10 protein-coding genes are annotated in these 15,507 nt (G+C 67.8%); 3 read left to right on the top strand and 7 right to left on the bottom strand.

The features are described from left to right. Positions 1-11 precede the first annotated feature (11 nt). Positions 12-1,613, bottom strand: a complete 1,602-nt coding sequence (locus tag AQ610_RS25850; protein WP_009917476.1) for an ABC transporter substrate-binding protein — start codon at positions 1,611-1,613, stop codon at positions 12-14. A gap of 295 nt (positions 1,614-1,908) precedes the next feature. On the opposite strand from AQ610_RS25850, the gene AQ610_RS25845 reads away from it, so the two are divergent. Both AQ610_RS25845 and AQ610_RS25840 read left to right on the top strand, forming a co-directional pair. Further along, positions 1,909-3,165, top strand: a complete 1,257-nt coding sequence (locus tag AQ610_RS25845) for an oxalate decarboxylase family bicupin (RefSeq protein ID WP_009917477.1) — start codon at positions 1,909-1,911, stop codon at positions 3,163-3,165. Between the two features lie 120 nt (positions 3,166-3,285). Further along, the gene (locus tag AQ610_RS25840; protein WP_045554742.1) at positions 3,286-4,599 is read left to right on the top strand and encodes an Nramp family divalent metal transporter; all 1,314 of its coding nucleotides are present in this window, start codon (positions 3,286-3,288) and stop codon (positions 4,597-4,599) included. An 87-nt stretch (positions 4,600-4,686) separates the two neighbouring features. Here AQ610_RS25840 and AQ610_RS25835 read toward each other — a convergent pair whose 3' ends face one another. The 3 genes from AQ610_RS25835 to AQ610_RS25825 all read right to left on the bottom strand — a co-directional run bounded on the left by AQ610_RS25835 (position 4,687) and on the right by AQ610_RS25825 (position 8,272). After that, complete coding sequence (locus AQ610_RS25835; protein WP_006027356.1) at positions 4,687-4,932, bottom strand: YiaA/YiaB family inner membrane protein; 246 nt, start codon at positions 4,930-4,932, stop codon at positions 4,687-4,689. A 94-nt stretch (positions 4,933-5,026) separates the two neighbouring features. Further along, entirely contained in the window at positions 5,027-5,935 is a 909-nt protein-coding gene (locus AQ610_RS25830) for a bestrophin family protein (RefSeq protein ID WP_006027355.1), read from the bottom strand. A gap of 12 nt (positions 5,936-5,947) precedes the next feature. Continuing rightward, complete coding sequence (locus AQ610_RS25825) at positions 5,948-8,272, bottom strand: FdhF/YdeP family oxidoreductase (protein ID WP_006027354.1); 2,325 nt, start codon at positions 8,270-8,272, stop codon at positions 5,948-5,950. A 177-nt stretch (positions 8,273-8,449) separates the two neighbouring features. On the opposite strand from AQ610_RS25825, the gene AQ610_RS25820 reads away from it, so the two are divergent. Then, on the top strand, positions 8,450-9,868 hold the full coding sequence (locus tag AQ610_RS25820; RefSeq protein ID WP_006027353.1) for an aminotransferase-like domain-containing protein: 1,419 nt from the start codon (positions 8,450-8,452) through the stop codon (positions 9,866-9,868). A 409-nt stretch (positions 9,869-10,277) separates the two neighbouring features. On the opposite strand, the gene mgtA is transcribed toward AQ610_RS25820, so the two are convergent. The 3 genes from mgtA to AQ610_RS25810 form a co-directional block, all read right to left on the bottom strand. Beyond that, the gene (gene mgtA / locus AQ610_RS25815) at positions 10,278-13,067 is read right to left on the bottom strand and encodes a magnesium-translocating P-type ATPase (protein ID WP_009914894.1); all 2,790 of its coding nucleotides are present in this window, start codon (positions 13,065-13,067) and stop codon (positions 10,278-10,280) included. Positions 13,068-13,111: 44 nt separating this feature from the next. Further along, positions 13,112-13,276 (bottom strand): hypothetical protein, encoded by a 165-nt coding sequence (locus AQ610_RS37000; RefSeq protein WP_197417880.1) that lies wholly within the window; start codon positions 13,274-13,276, stop codon positions 13,112-13,114. A 497-nt stretch (positions 13,277-13,773) separates the two neighbouring features. Further along, positions 13,774-15,456 carry a S8 family peptidase gene (locus AQ610_RS25810; protein ID WP_009914896.1) on the bottom strand — a complete coding sequence of 561 codons (1,683 nt, stop codon included), beginning with the start codon at positions 15,454-15,456 and terminating at the stop codon, positions 13,774-13,776. Between the last annotated feature and the right edge of the window lie 51 nt (positions 15,457-15,507).

Below are 15,507 nucleotides of genomic sequence, written 5' to 3'. Positions count from 1 at the left end.
CGCCGTTGCGGCTACTTCTTCAGCGTCCGGTACGACACGAGATCGTTGATCGGCCCGATCTCCGGACCCGTGACGCCCGGCCGAGTCGCGACCTGCACGACCTTCTCGAACAGGATCACGAACGGCGAATTCGCGAGCACCGCCTTCTGCAGCGCCTGATATTCCTGCGCGCGCTTCGCGGTCGACGGCTCGGCGAGCGCCGCGTCGGTCTTCGCGGTCAGTTGCGGCACGTCCCAGCCGTTGCGCCACGCGAGCAGCTTGTGCGCTGCGTTGTCCGAATTGTCGGGATTCCATGCGAAACCGCGCGCATTGCTGTTCGGGTCCATGTAGTCCGGCGACCATTCGCCGATGAAGATGTCATGCTGGCGCGCGCGGTACTTGCCGATCGCCTGTTTCGCGTCGCCCGGGATCAGTTTCACCTTGATTCCGCCCTGTGCGAAGTTTGCCTGCAACGCCTGCGCGATCTCGACGTACGGGTAATCGTTCGGCATGTCCATCGTTACCGCGAAGCCGTTCGGCAGCCCGGCCTTCGCGAGCAGCGCCTTCGCCTTCGCGACGTTCTGCTTGTACGGATTCGCGTTCAGCGCGCCGAGGAAGCCGTCCGGCAGGAAGGTCTGATGGACCTTGTACGTCGTCCTGACGATGTTGCGCTGGATGCCGTCGTAGTCGACGAGCCACTTCATCGCCTCCTGCACCTCGGGCTTCGCGAGATTCGGATTCTTCGTGTTCAGGCTCAGGTACAGCAGCGCGGACACGGGCCACGACGCGACCTCGATCTTGCCCGCCTTCGACAGCGCGTCGAGGCTGTCCGGGCTCAGGTTGCGCGCGGCGTCGACGTCGCCGTTCTCGAGCAGCAGGCGCTGCGCGGATGCTTCCGGCACGTGCCGCAGCACGATGCGCTTCATCGGATACGGCGCGCGATAGCCGTCGAAGCGTTGCAGCACGAGGCTTTCGTTCGGCGTCCACTTGACGAGCCGGTATGGGCCCGAGCCCGCATCCGCGTTCTTCAGCCACGCGTTGCCGAAGTCGCCGTTCTTCTCGTGCGAAAGCAGCAGCTTCTTGTCGACGATCGATGCCGGATCGGCGCTCAGCACGTTCAGCACGAAGCTCGGCGCGTACTTGCGATCGGTTTCGATCGACACGGTCATGTCGTCGATCTTCCTGACCTTCTGCGCGACGTTGTCCTTCGTGAGGCCGAGATCGGCGAGCACGCCGGCCGGGCCCTTGTCGAGCAGCACCGTGCGCTGCAGCGACCACGCGACGTCGTCGGCCGTCACCGGGTTGCCCGAGTGGAACTTGAGGCCGGGGCGCAGCTTGAACGTGTAGGCGAGGCCGTCCGCGCCGACGCTCCACGACTGCGCGATCCGGCCTTCGAACTTCGACGGGTTGCGCAGATCGACGCGCACGAGCCGCTCGTAGGTGTTCGCGACGTATTCGGACGGCACGAGCTCGTAGATCTCGCTCGGATCGAGCGTCGTGAATTCGCCGAGCTGCGTCGCAATCACGAAGATGCCGGGCGGCGTGGCCGCCTGCGCGGAAAACGCGGGGGCCAGCACGGGGGGCAGCACGACGAGCGCGGCGCTCGCCGCGAGCCTGGACAGCAAGTGTTTCATCGGGACTCCGTCGGAAAGGTATCGAGCCCGATTCTCTCATTGCCGGGCGCGTTTCAAAAACCCCGGAAGCCGCGGCGCGAGGCCGCTGCGCCGCGGCAAAGCCGCCGCGCGAAGATTCGAATATTACAAACTTAAAGGGAATCACATTAATTCATCGATTCATATTGACAATTCATTTAATCTTTTTGATTGTTTGTATTTAACTTGCGTGGCGGGATATCGATTCGATTTGAGGAAAATCGAATCGATATTCCGGGTGAATCATTTTTTTATCGAAACGATCGAAGAGGTGAACATGACGAATCTGTCCCGACGCAAGATGCTCGCCAATACGGCCGGCGCGCTTGCCGCCGCCGGCATCGCCGTTTCCGCGAAGGCCGCGTCGTTCGGCAATCCGGACAGCCCGGCCGAGGGCGCGGTGAATGCGCGCAATCCGCAGAGCCTGACCGATCCCGGCCCGCAAAATCCGGCGCTGATGAGGGAATTTCCGTCGTTTCAGAATCCGCCGGCCACGGACATTAACGGGATGCCGATTTTCTGGGCGTCGTTCAATAATGCGCACAAGCGAATTCAGAACGGCGGCTGGGCGCGCGAAGTCACGCAGGACGATTTCGCGATCTCCGAAACGATTTCCGGCGTCAACATGCGGCTCACGCGCGGCGGCATTCGCGAGATGCACTGGCACCAGCAGGCCGAATGGGCGTTCATGCTCGACGGCCGCTGCCGGATCACCGTGCTCGACGAGCAAGGGCTGCCGTCCGTGCAGGACGTGAAGGCGGGCGACCTGTGGTACTTCCCGCCGGGGCTGCCGCATTCGCTGCAGGGGCTCGGCGTCGACGGCGCCGAATTCCTGCTCGCGTTCGACAACGGCCGCGCGTCCGAATTCAACACGCTGCTCGTGACGGACTGGATCGCGCACACGCCGCCCGACGTGCTCGCGCTGAACTTCGGCGTGCCCGCCGACGCGTTCAAGAACATTCCGCTCGACAATCTGTGGATCTTCCAGGGCGACGATCCTGGGCCGCTTGCCGCCGCGCAGCGCGCGTCGGCTTCGTCGCGCGGCGCGCCGAAGCATCCGTTCATCTTCTCGATGGGCGACATGAAGCCGAACGTGAAGACGCGCGGCGGCGAAGTGCGGATCGTCGACAGCGCGAACTTCGACGTGTCGAAGACGATCGCGGCCGCGCTCGTCACGGTGAAGCCGGGCGGCATGCGCGAGCTGCACTGGCACCCGAATGCGGACGAGTGGCAGTACTACATCCAGGGCGACGCGCGAATGACGGTGTTCGATACCGGCCCGAAGGCGCAGACGGCCGATTTCCGCGCGGGCGACGTCGGCTACGTGAAGAAGAGCCTTGGCCACTATGTGCAGAACACGGGCACGACCGATCTCGTGTTCCTCGAGATCTTCAAGGCGGGTCACTACGCGGAGGTGTCGCTGTCCGACTGGCTCGCGCACACGCCGCCGAAGCTCGTCGAGGCGCATCTGAACATCGCGCCCGACGTGATCGCGCGCTTTGCGCGCAACCGGCCGGACGTCGTGCCGGCGTAAGCGCGCGGCGAGCGAGCGGCCGAGCCGGCCGCCGCCGCCCGATCGCGCGCGGCCGGCGGGCCCGACGGCCTGCCGCGCCGCGCATGTCGAATCATTCAGCACTCGAACGGATACCTGACCATGCTTTCCTCAACCACGATGAGCCCGTCCGCCGGCGATTTCGCGCCGGCTGGCGACGCGAGCTCGCGCACCGTCCGCGCGGCGCGCGACGCGCTCGAAGGGCGCCGCAAGGGCGTCGCGGCCGCGCTGCCGTTCGTCGGGCCGGCCGTGATCGCGTCGATCGGCTACATGGATCCCGGCAACTTCGCGACCAACATCCAGGCGGGCGCCGCATACGGCTACGAACTGCTGTGGGTCGTGCTCGCCGCGAACGTGATCGCGATGGTGTTTCAGGCGATGTCGGCGAAGCTCGGCATCGTGACGGGCCGCAACCTCGCCGAGCTGTGCCGCGAGCATTTCCCGCGGCCCATCGTCTGGGGCATGTGGGCGGCGTCGGAGATCGCCGCGATGGCGACCGATCTCGCCGAATTCCTGGGCGGCGCGCTCGCGTTCGGCTTGCTGTTCCATCTGCCGCTCGTCGTCGGGATGGGCGCGACGGCCGTGCTGACCTGCGCGATCCTCACGCTGGAAAAGCGCGGCTTTCGGCCGCTCGAGGCCGCGATCGCGGCGTTGGTCGGCGTGATCGGTGCGAGCTATCTCGGCGAGCTGCTGATCGCGCCGCAGGACTGGCATGCGGCCGCCTATCATCTCGTCGTGCCGCAGTTGCGGGACGGCACGGCGCTCACGCTCGCGGTGGGCATCATCGGCGCGACGATCATGCCGCACACGCTCTATCTGCACTCGGGCCTCACGCAGCGGCGCACGACGCCGCGCGACGATCGCGAGCGCAGGCTGCTGCTGCGCTTCTCGAACCGCGAGGTGACGGTCGCGCTCGGCGTCGCCGGCTTCGTGAACATCGCGATGGTGATGATGGCGTCGTCCGCGTTCCACGAGACGATGCCGGGCATGGCCGACATAGGCGACGCGTATCACACGCTGATTCCGCTGCTCGGGCCGGCGGCGGGCGCGCTCTTTCTCGTCGCGCTGTTCGCGTCCGGCGTGTCGAGCTCGGTCGTCGGCACGCTCGCGGGGCAAGTCGTGATGCAGGGCTTCCTGAGGCGTCAGGTGCCGATCTGGGCGCGGCGGTTCGTGACGATCGCGCCCGCGTTCGCGATCGTCGCGCTCGGCTGCGACGTCACGCGCGCGATGGTGCTGAGCCAGGTCGTGCTGAGCCTCGTGCTGCCGCTGCCGATGGCCGCGCTGCTGTTGCTGTCGAGCCGGCGCGCGGTGCTCGGCGAGCACGCGCTGCGCATGCCGATGCTGGTGGCGGCGGGCGCGGCGGCGGCGGCGATCGTCGCGCTGAACGGGTATCTGATCTGGGCGGCGCTCGGCTGAGCGAGCGCGCGAGCGACGGCGGGCGGCGCGCGCCGGCCCGGATTGGCGGTTGGAGCCGCGGATTCCAGTCTCCGGTTCCAGCCACCGTCACTCGGCGGCGTCGGCGGCGATTGCCGTTTCCGCGCGCCCGCGCCCGGCCGCCTCGATGTCCCGCGTATTCTTCTGCACGGCCACCGAGCCGAACAGCGCGAGCGCGAACGACATCGCGTAGAAGCCTTTCTCGCTGTGCATCGGCGTCGCGTTGAAGAGGCCGATCGCGAGCAGCGCGGCCCACGACGCGGCGACGAAGGCGAACGACGGTTGTTGATGGAGATGATTCGTGTTGTCGTGCATGGTGTGATCCTTCTTCGGCATGCGCGTTTGGAAATTATCGGGCGATCCCGCCGCAATCGCCCGGCGTTGCACGGTGACGGCGCGCGTCGCGCCGTCACGACAGCCGGTAGCTCGGCCCGGCGCGCATTTCGTCCGGCAGCGGCAGGCCGGCCAGTTCGAGCAGCGAGCGCTCGATCTGCCGCGTCAGCGCGTCGAGCGCGAGATGGTTCGGTCCGTCGCCGAACGGATCGGCGATCTCGCCCGCAATCGCATCGAGCGCGATCAGCGTGTACGACACGAATACCGACACGAACGGCGTCGCGATGCCGATCGAATCGACAAGCCCGAACGGCAGCATCACGCAATACGCGTAGACGGTGCGATGCAGCAGCACGTGGTAGGGAAACGGAATCGGCGTCGACGCGATCCGCTCGCAGCCCGCGAGCTTCGCGCCGAGCTCGTTGAGCTGCGCGTCGAGCATCCACAACTGCGTGTCGGTCAGCGCGCCGCCGCGATGCCGGTCGGCGAGCCGGCCGCGCAACGCGTGCAGGATCGCGACCGGACGGAACTGCGCGGCGAGCACCGGCTCGATCCAGTCGGCGGGCAGGCAGCGGCGCAGGTCGCGAGCGGGGTTGGTGCCGCGCAACTGGTGCTTGAGCGCGTAGACGAAGCCGGCCGTTGCGCGCGCGAACGAGGCGCCGTCGGCGCTCGCGTCGTAGCCGAGCGCCTGCGACGTCAGCGCGCGCGCCGCGCTCAGCGCGCCGCCCCACAGTTTGCGCGCCTCCCAGTAGCGGTCGTAGCTCGCATTGTTGCGGAACGCGGCGAAGATCGCGAGCGCGAGGCCCGCGAGCGTGAACGGCGTCGGATTGAGCGGCACCTTCTCGCCGAGAATGCGGCCGTTCGTCAGCAGCGCGACGATGCTCACGGCGCTCATCAGCGCAAGCTGCGGCAGAATCGATTTGAGCACCGAACCGTTCCAGACGAACAGCATCCGGAACCAGTGCTCGCGCGGTCTGACGATCATGGTGGCCTCGCGTCATGCCGCGCGCTGAGCGCCGCTTGCCGATCGGTGCATCAGCACCGGAATCGACTTCGACGTCGGCGTGTTGCAGACGTCGCCGACGCTGTCGAGCGGCACGAGCGGATTCGTCTCCGGGTAGTACGCGCCGAGGCAGCCGCGCGGAATGTCGTATGCGACGAGCAGAAAACCTTCGACGCGCCGTTCGATCCCGTCGTCCCATACCGTTTCGAGATCGACGCGCTCGCCCGCTTCGAAGCCGAGCATCGCGAGATCGTCGGGGTGCGCGAACACGACGCGCCGCTGGCCGAACACGCCGCGATAGCGGTCGTCGAGCGCGTAGATCGTCGTGTTGTACTGATCGTGCGAGCGCGTCGTCATCAGCGTCATCAGCCGCTTGCCGTGGCGCGCGCGGGCGCGCCGGATCGGCGTGTCGACGGGCAGCGCGTGGGCGATGAAGTTCGCGCGGCCGCTCGGCGTGAGCCATTCGCGCTCGCGCGACGCAACCCGCAGATGGAAGCCGCCCGGCCGCGCGATCCGCGCGTTGTAGCCGTCGAAGCCTTCGATGCTCGCTTCGATCGCGTCGCGGATCTTCGCGTAGTCGTTCATGTAGCCGAGCCAGTCGATCTTGTCGCCGCCGAAGAGCGCGTGCCCGAGCCGCGCGACGATCGCGATCTCCGACAGCAGGTTCGGCGAAGCCGGCTGGTTCATCCCATACGACACGTGAACCATGCACATCGAATCCTCGACGGTGACGCCCTGCGCGACGCCGTTCTGCCGATCGATCTCGGTGCGGCCGAGCGTCGGCAGGATCAGCGCTTCGCGGCCGTGCACGAGATGGCTGCGGTTCAGCTTCGTCGTGATGTGGACGGTGAGATCGCAACGGCGCAGCCCTTGCCACGTGCGCGGCGTATCGGGCGTCGCCATCGCGAAGTTGCCGCCGAGGCCGATGAACACGCCGATGCGGCCGTCGAGCATCGCCTCGATCGTCTCGACGACGTCGTAGCCGTGGCCGCGCGGCGGCGCGAAATCGAACGCGCGGCCGAGCCGGTCGAGGAACGCGTCGGATGGCTTTTCCTCGATGCCGACCGTGCGGTTGCCCTGCACGTTCGAATGCCCGCGCACGGGGCAGAGGCCCGCGCCCGGCCGGCCGATGTTGCCGCGCATCAGCATCAGGTTCGACAGCATGTGCACGGTCGCGACCGAGTGCTTGTGCTGCGTGATGCCCATTCCCCACGTCGCGATCACGCGCTCGCCGCGCACGTAGATCTGCGCGAGCGCGTCGATCTGCTCGTACGGCACGCCGCTTTCCGCGACGAGCGCGGCCCAGTCTTGCGCGCGCAGGTCGGCCGCGAACGCGTCGAAGCCGGCCGTGTGCGCGGCGATGAAGTCGACGTCGAGCACGCGCGCGCCGCCGCGTTCGCGCGCCGCGTCGTCGAGCTCGACGACGCGCTTCGCGACGCCCTTGAGCAGCGCGAGATCGCCGCCGACGCACGGCTGCACGAATGTCGATGCGATCGGCGTGCTCGACATCGTCAGCATCTCGGCCGGATGCTGCGGGCTCGCGAAGCGTTCGAGCCCGCGCTCCCGGAGCGGATTGATCGACACGATCGTCGCGCCGCGCTTCGCGCATGCGCGCAGCTCGCCCATCATCCGCGGATGGTTCGTCGCCGGATTCTGGCCGAAGATCAGCAGCGTGTCGGCCAGCTCGAAATCGTCGAGCGTGACCGTGCCCTTGCCGACGCCGACCGTGGCCGGCAGCCCGCGGCTCGTCGCCTCGTGGCACATGTTCGAGCAGTCGGGGAAATTGTTGGTGCCGTAGTAGCGCACGAGCAACTGGTACAGGAACGCGGCCTCGTTGCTCGCGCGGCCCGACGTGTAGAACGCCGCGCGGTGCGGATCGCCGAGCGCGCGCAGGTGCTTCGCGATCAGCTCGAACGCGGCGTCCCAGGCGATCGGCACGTAACGGTCGGTCGCGGCGTCGTAGACCATCGGGTCGGTCAGGCGGCCGTGCTGCTCGAGCGCGTAGTCGGACTGATCGAACAGCGAGCTCACCGTGTGCTCGGCGAAGAACGCGGGCGTCACGCGCTTCGCGGTCGCCTCGGCCGCGACGGCCTTCACGCCGTTCTCGCAGAATTCGAACGTCGACGCATGTTCGCGATCGGGCCATGCGCAGCCGGGGCAGTCGAAGCCGTCCGGCTGGTTCTGGCGCAACAGCGCCCGGTAGTTGCCGCCCGGCACCTTTTCCTTGAACAGGTTGATCGCGACGTACTTGAGCGCGCCCCAGCCGCCCGCCGGATGGGCGTACGGCGCGATGCGCGCGTCGGGTTCCTTGGTTTTCATGTGTCGTAGAGTCAGAGCGCCGGTTGGGGACGGCGACGCAACGAAGCGTACGCGCGCTGCGGCACAGGCCGGGGGCACACCTCGCCGGAAAGAAAAAGAGCACAGTTCTTTAATCTGGTGCGTTGCGTCAAGAAACTGTACTCTTGCATATCGACAAACGAACGAGCGGAGCGAGCGATGAAGCGTTACGAGCAGTTGGCGGACGACATCGACGCGATGATCCGGCGCGGCGTCTACCGGCCGGGCGAGCGGATTCCGTCGGTGCGGCAGGCGAGCCTTCAGCACCGGCTCAGCATCACGACCATCGTGCGCGCGTACCTGGTGCTGGAGAGCCGCGGCGCGATCGAGAGCCGGCCGCAGTCCGGCTATTTCGTGCGCGCGCGGCAGGACGCGCCGGAGCTCGCGCTGCATGCGTCAGCGCCCGTCGCGGTATCGTCGGCTGTCGACGTGAGCCGGCTCGTGCTGTCGACGCTGCGCTCGATCGCGCGCGACGACGCGGTGCCGCTCGGCTCGCCATATCCGGACGCGACGCCGTTCCCCGCGCAGCGGATCGCGCGGCACGCGCACGCGATCGCGCGGCGGCGCACGCGCTGGGGCGTGATCGACGATCTGCCGCCCGGCAATCCGGAGCTGGTCCGGCAGATCGCGCGCCGCTATCTGGAAGGCGGCGTCGCGGTCGATCCGGGCGATATCGTCGTGACGATCGGCGCGACCGAGGCGATCAATCTGTGCCTGCAGGCGGTCGCGAAGCCGGGCGACACGATCGCCGTCGAATCGCCGACGTTCTATGCGATGCTGCACGCGATCGAGCGGCTCGGGATGCGCGCGATCGAAGTCGCGACGCATCCGGGCGAGGGCATCGACATCGACGCGCTCGCGCGGATCCTCGCGGGCGAGCGCGTCGCCGCGTGCATGGTGATGCCGAACTTCCAGAATCCGCTCGGCTTCCTGATGCCGGACGAGCGCAAGCGCGCGCTCGTCGAGCTGCTCGCGCGGCACGACGTGCCGGCGATCGAGAACGACGTCTATCACGAGCTGTACTACGGCGCCAAGCGGCCGAGCACGCTGAAGGCGTTCGATACGCGCGGGCTCGTGCTGCATTGCGCGTCGTTCTCGAAGAGCCTGTCGCCCGCGTACCGGGTGGGCTGGGCGATGCCGGGGCGCTACCGAGACGAGGTCGAGAAGCTCAAGTTCCTGAACACGCTCGCGACGCCCGCGATCGACCAGCTCGCGATCGCCGAGTACCTGAAGCACGACGGCTACGATCACCATCTGCGGCGAATTCGCAAGCTCTACGCGCAGCAGGCGAGCATGATGGCGGCGCTCGTGCGGCGTTTCTTTCCGGACGGCACGCGGCTGTCGCAGCCGCGCGGCGGCTACGTGCTGTGGATCGAGCTGCCGGACGGCGTCGACGCGATGGAGCTGTACCGGCTCGCGCTCGCGCAGAAGATCACGCTCGGGCCGGGGCACATGTTCTCGACGACGCCCGCGTATCGGCACTGCATCCGGCTGAACTACAGCTATCCGTGGTCGCCGCAGATCGAGGCGGCGGTGAAGACGCTCGGGCGGCTGGCCGCGGTGTGCGCGAAACGATGACGGCGAGGCGCGAAGAGGGAAGTGACGCATGACGGGCGCGGCGCATGCGGCGAACATTGCGATGACGACGTGTGGAATGCGCGGGCGGCGCGACCGGCGCCGCTCGTGTGCGATGCGCCGTTCGGCGGCGACGCGGCCGCGCGACGTGAAGAAACTTGAAGCGGCGACGGCGACAGCGTCGCGCAGCGCAGAGGCGCACGCAAACGCGACGCGACGGACGGCGCGAAAAGGAGCGGGGCGGCCACCGATCCGCAGATCCGCGATCCGCAAGTCCGAAGGCCGCCCCGCCGTCAAGCCACGGCTGCTGCCGGCGAGCGGAAGCATTCTTTTCATGGCGTCACCTTCGATGAGACGAACGGCCGGCGCGCGCCGCGTGCGCCGGCCGGGATGCAAAATGGAGCGCGTCGCGTCAGAACCACCGCTTGTAGCGGCGCACGTAGAGCGTCTTCACGATCTGCGCGAGCGCGATGTAGCCCGCCATCGTCGCGACGAGCCACAGCCAGTAGCTGCCGGGCAGGCGGATGAAGCCGAGCGCTTCGGAGAACGGCGAGAACGGCAGCCAGCAGCCGATCGCGATCGCGATCGTCGTCGACAGCAGCACGGGCAGCGACGCGGTGCTCTGCAGGAACGGAATCTTCTGCGTGCGCAGCAGGTGGACGACGAGCGTCTGCGACACGAGGCTCTCGACGAACCAGCCGGAGTTCATCACGAGCTGGCCGCCCGCGCCGCCTTGCGCGTGGTAGAGCGCGCCCGCGCCGAACACGGTCCACATCAGCACGTAGGTCGTGATGTCGAACACCGACGACGTCGGCCCGACCCACAGCATGAAGCGGCCGATGTTGTTCGCTTCCCACTTGCGCGGCTTCTTCAGGAACTCGGGGTCCATCTTGTCCCACGGCAGCAGCATCTGCGAGGTGTCGTAGATGAGGTTCAGCACGAGCATCTGCACGGCGAGCATCGGCTCCCACGGCAGGAACGCGCTCGCGACGAGCACCGAGAACACGTTGCCGAAGTTCGAGCTCGCGGTCATGTTCAGGTACTTGAGGATGTTGCCGAACGTCTCGCGGCCCTTGATCACGCCTTCCTCGAGCACCATCAGGCTCTTCTCGAGCAGGATGATGTCGGCGGTTTCCTTCGCGATGTCCGCGCCGCTGTCGACCGAGATGCCGACGTCGGCGTCGCGCAGCGCGGGCGCGTCGTTGATCCCGTCGCCGAGGAAGCCGACCGTGTGGCCGTTCGCCTGCAGCGCCTTGACGATCCGCGCCTTCTGCAGCGGCGTGAGCTTCGCGAACACCGTCGTGCGCTCGACCGCCTTCTCGAGCGCCGCGTCGTCGAGCGCCTCGACTTCGGCGCCGACGAGCGGCCTGCCGGGCTCGAGGCCGACTTGCCGGCACACGTTCAGCGTGACGGCCGGGTTGTCGCCCGTCAGCACCTTCACGGCGATGCCGTTCTCGCGCAGCGCGGCGAGCGCGGGCGCGGCCGATTCCTTCGGCGGATCGAGGAACGTGAGGAAGCCGCGCACGACGAGCTCGCGCTCGTCGGCCGTCCGGTACTGCGCGCGTTCGTCGCCGCGGGGGATCGTGCGCGTCGCGACGATCAGAACGCGAAAGCCGTCTTCGTTGTACGCGTTCGCCTGCGCGAGCAGCCGCTTGCGCGCGACGAAATCGAGCGGGTGAATGCCTTCGTCGTCCTGAACGTGCGTCGAGACGGCGAGCATCTCCTCGACCGCACCCTTGCAGACGAGCAGATGCGCGCCGCGCGGGTCCTCGACGACGACGGACAGGCGCCGCCGCACGAAGTCGAACGGCAGCTCGTCGATCTTGCGATAGCCCTGCGGCCTGATCCGGTCGCCGAGCTGGTTCGCGCGATCGACGATCGCGATGTCGATCAGGTTCTTCTGGCCGCTCTGATGGAAGCTGTTCAGCCAGCCGAGCCGCAGCACGTCCTCGTTGTTGCGGCCGGACGCGTCGAGATGATGCTCGAGGATGATCCTGTCCTGCGTGAGCGTGCCCGTCTTGTCGGTGCAGAGCACGTCCATCGCGCCGAGGTTCTGGACCGAGTTCAGCCGCTTGACGACAACCTTGCGCCGCGCCATCGCGACCGCGCCGCGCGCGAGGTTCGCGCTGACGATCATCGGCAGCATCTCGGGCGTGAGGCCGACCGCGACCGCGAGCGCGAACGTGAGTGCGCTCAGCCAGTCGCCTTTCGTGAGGCCGTTGATCATGAAGACGACGGGCACCATCACGAGCATGAAGCGGATCAGCAGCCAACTGACGCTCGACACGCCGCGATCGAAGTTCGTCTCGATCCGCTTGTGGCTGATCACGTTCTTCGCGAGCGCGCCGAAGTACGTGTCGCCGCCCGTCGCGACGACGACCGCGGTCGCGGTGCCGCTCACGACGTTGGTGCCCATGAAGCACACGTTCGCGAGATCGAGCAGCGAGCCGCCTTGCCCGGGGCGATCGATGCGCCCGGCATCGCCGCCGCCGTGGCGGTTCGCCTCATCGGCGGACTTTTGCGCGACGGCGCCGAGCGTGTCGTACTTCTCGACGGGCAGCGCCTCGCCCGTCAGCACCGCCTGACTGATGAAGAGATCGCGAGACGAGATGAGCCGCACGTCCGCGGGAATCATGTCGCCCGCCGAGAGATGCACGATGTCGCCGACGGCGACGTCGCGCATCGGCACGTCGTGCCTGATCGGCGCGCTCGCGCCGTCGGTGCGGCGATGCACGGTCGCGCTCGTGCGAACCATCGCCTTGAGCTTTTCGGCCGCGCGCAGCGAGCGGAATTCCTGCACGAAGCGCAGCAGCACGCTGATCGTCACCATCGAAAGCAGGATCGTGATCTTCACGTAGTCGCGATCGTCGGGGGCGACGAAGTAGACGTCGGTCAGAAAGCTGATCGCGGCGAGCACGAGCAGCACGTAGACGAACGGATTGTTCGACGATGCGAGCAACTGCCGGCTCCAGTGCGGCGGCTTGTCGTGTGCGATTTCGTTCGGGCCGTCGCGCAGCAGGCGCTCTTTTGCGTCGGACGTCGTGAGGCCGCGCTCGCTCGTGTGGAGGTTCGCGAGCGTGTCGGCGAGCGGTTGCGCGGACTCGTACTCGATGCGCATCGGGAGGCGATCGTCGCCGTCGCCCCGCGCGCCGTAATGGAGAAATCCGCGTTGCCTGTGTTTCGAAGGAGTGCGTTGTGTCATCGGTCGCTCCGTGTGTCGCGCGCGGCGAGCGGGGAGCGCCGACGTCACCGACGGACGAGCGTCTCCCGCCGCTTCGCGTCGCGCGCGTTCGGCTGAATGAAGAGGAAATCGGATTCGCTCGCCGACGCGGCCGGCGTGACGCGCACGCCGCATGCGCCGCGCGGCATGACGCCGGCGAGCGGTAATCGGCTACTGTCGTCTGCTTCCATCTGGACTCCTGTCGATTGTTGGCCGGACGCGAAAGGGCGTGCGGCGGGAGTGCCGCGCATCGGGCGCGCATGCGGAACCGATGCGCGCGCGAGCGTGCGTGCACGCGCATGCACGGCGCGGGCCGTACATCTCGGGAACGAGCGCGTGCGATGCGCGCATTGCGCCGCATGCGTCGTTCGTTCGGAAAATCGTGGCGGGAAGATCGGGCCGGGATGGCCGGAAAGACGCGGCATCCTGCTGGCCGGGATGCGGCAGAAGCGTGGGGCTCTGCGCGAATGCCTCAGTCAGCAGTCAAGCCGGTGCGGGACCGGCTACAACTCGCATCGGTGTTCACGGAACACTCCAAGTATCAAGACGGGGCGATGGTAAAGGGTCAGCGCGCGAAGCGTCAAGTTTTTTACGGCGGGTTTGCGCGGGCCGCCGTCGCACGGCGGCGAACGCGAACGGTCCACCCGTTCGGGCGGCCGCCGCGTGAATCGCGCCGCGCGCCGCACGGCTATTTCGTTGCGGACGCAACCACCGTGCCTGCGTCGACGATGCCCGCACCCGGTGCGCGGGCGAGGCAGGACGTCGTCGACGGCGACGGCCGCGCGGTGCTCGCGAGCTTCTGCGCGATCTGCGCGGGCGTCAGGTTCGGGTTGACCGCGAGCATCAGCGAGGCGACGCCCGCCACCTGCGGCGCGGCGAGGCTCGTGCCGCTGTGCGTGCCGTACGCGTCGGCGGTCGGCACCGTCGTGCCCGCATTGGTTGTCGACAGGATGTTCGAGCCCGGCGCGCTCAATGTGATGTCCGAGCCGAAGTTGCTGTACCACGCGCGCTGGCCGGTGCTGTCGGTTGCACCGACCGCGATCACGCCCTTGCAATTCGCCGGGCGGTCCATCGTCGTCGCCTGGCCGTCGTTGCCGGCCGAGACGACGACGGTCGCGCCGCGCGCGATCACGTCGTTGATCGCTTGCTGGAACGTGTCGCCGCACGGGCCGGTGCCGCCGAGGCTCAGGTTGATCACCTTCGCTGGCGTGAGGTTCGTCGGCGCGCCGGTGACGGGGATGCCCGCCGCCCAGCGCATCGCGTCGGCGATGTCGCTCGTCGTGCCGCCGCACTTGCCGAGCACGCGCACGGGCAGGATCTTGCCGTACCAACTGACGCCCGCGATGCCGATGTCGTTGTTCGCGGCGGCGCCGATGATGCCGGCGACCTGCGTGCCGTGCCAACTGCTGTTCGACGGCGCGCTCGCGCATTGGTAGAACGGGCTCGACGGATCGGTCAGCTCCTGCTGCGTGAGCCAGTCGCCCGGGTCGGTCGCGTCCGGGCCGCGGCCGTGGCCGTTGTTGCCGGTGTTGATGTCGGAGATGAAGTCATAGCCGGGCAGCAGGTTCGCGATGATGTCCGGATGCGGGCGATAGCCAGTGTCGAGCACCGCGGTGACGACGCTCGGCAGGCCGGTCGTCACGGCCCATGCGCTCGGCAGGTCGATGCCGGCCGTCGGATCGAAGTAGTTCCACTGCTGCGCGTAGCTCGGGTCGGTTGCCGTCGTGCGGGCGAATACGCGCCGGTCGGGTTCCGCGTATGCGACGTCCGGATCGGCCGCGAACGTTTGCGCGAGAGCGCCGGCGTTATCCGCGCTCATCTTTTGTCCGAGCGCGAGCAGCGCGGCGCCGTCCGACATCGTCCGCTCGACCTGCACCGCGTTCGTCGCCGCGACGTTCTGCGCATACGAGCGAACGGCGACGCTCTTCGCGTTCCATTGCGACATCACGCGCTGAATCACCGAATCCAGTCGCGCCGCGTCGTTCGTCGCGGCCATGATGCGCGCACCGGATGCCGTCGTCGCCGATGCGCTTTGCAGCTTGACGATCAGATGATCGACGCTCGCGTCGTGCGAAACGGCGCGGGTGACGAGCGATTCGCTTGCGGCAGTCGATGCGGCCTGCGTGACAGGGCAGGCCGTGGTCGAGGTCGATGAGGTCGTGGATTGCGACGAGCCCGAACTCGGCGCGGGCGACGGAGCCGGCGCGGGCGTCGTCGGCTGGGCGGCTGCCGACGGCGTGCCGCTTCCGCCTCCGTCGCCTCCGCCGCCGCAGCCGGCGAGCGCAACGAGGACGGACATGGAGAGAATGCCGGCGACGGCGCGGACCTGGCCCATCCGCATCTGTTCAGGATTGCTACGTTTCTTGTTCATGGAGCCTCTCCACTCTTCAGTTCGATACCGCATGCGCGGTCAACGCGGTCA

The sequence above is a fragment of the Burkholderia humptydooensis genome (genome assembly GCF_001513745.1).
In the GTDB taxonomy this organism is placed as follows: domain Bacteria; phylum Pseudomonadota; class Gammaproteobacteria; order Burkholderiales; family Burkholderiaceae; genus Burkholderia; species Burkholderia humptydooensis.
The sequence above is the reverse complement of the archived record's forward strand: the minus strand, read 5'-3'. Positions and strand labels throughout refer to the sequence as shown.

What these genes read in the sequence shown, in the direction of transcription:
- AQ610_RS25850 (WP_009917476.1), bottom strand. Translation starts at nt 1,613, where the DNA reads ATGAAACACTTGCTGTCCAGGCTCGCGGCGAGCGCCGCGCTCGTCGTG.
- AQ610_RS25845 (WP_009917477.1), top strand. Translation starts at nt 1,909, where the DNA reads ATGACGAATCTGTCCCGACGCAAGATGCTCGCCAATACGGCCGGCGCG.
- AQ610_RS25840 (WP_045554742.1), top strand. Translation starts at nt 3,286, where the DNA reads ATGCTTTCCTCAACCACGATGAGCCCGTCCGCCGGCGATTTCGCGCCG.
- AQ610_RS25835 (WP_006027356.1), bottom strand. Translation starts at nt 4,932, where the DNA reads ATGCACGACAACACGAATCATCTCCATCAACAACCGTCGTTCGCCTTC.
- AQ610_RS25830 (WP_006027355.1), bottom strand. Translation starts at nt 5,935, where the DNA reads ATGATCGTCAGACCGCGCGAGCACTGGTTCCGGATGCTGTTCGTCTGG.
- AQ610_RS25825 (WP_006027354.1), bottom strand. Translation starts at nt 8,272, where the DNA reads ATGAAAACCAAGGAACCCGACGCGCGCATCGCGCCGTACGCCCATCCG.
- AQ610_RS25820 (WP_006027353.1), top strand. Translation starts at nt 8,450, where the DNA reads ATGAAGCGTTACGAGCAGTTGGCGGACGACATCGACGCGATGATCCGG.
- mgtA (WP_009914894.1), bottom strand. Translation starts at nt 13,067, where the DNA reads ATGACACAACGCACTCCTTCGAAACACAGGCAACGCGGATTTCTCCAT.
- AQ610_RS37000 (WP_197417880.1), bottom strand. Translation starts at nt 13,276, where the DNA reads ATGGAAGCAGACGACAGTAGCCGATTACCGCTCGCCGGCGTCATGCCG.
- AQ610_RS25810 (WP_009914896.1), bottom strand. Translation starts at nt 15,456, where the DNA reads ATGAACAAGAAACGTAGCAATCCTGAACAGATGCGGATGGGCCAGGTC.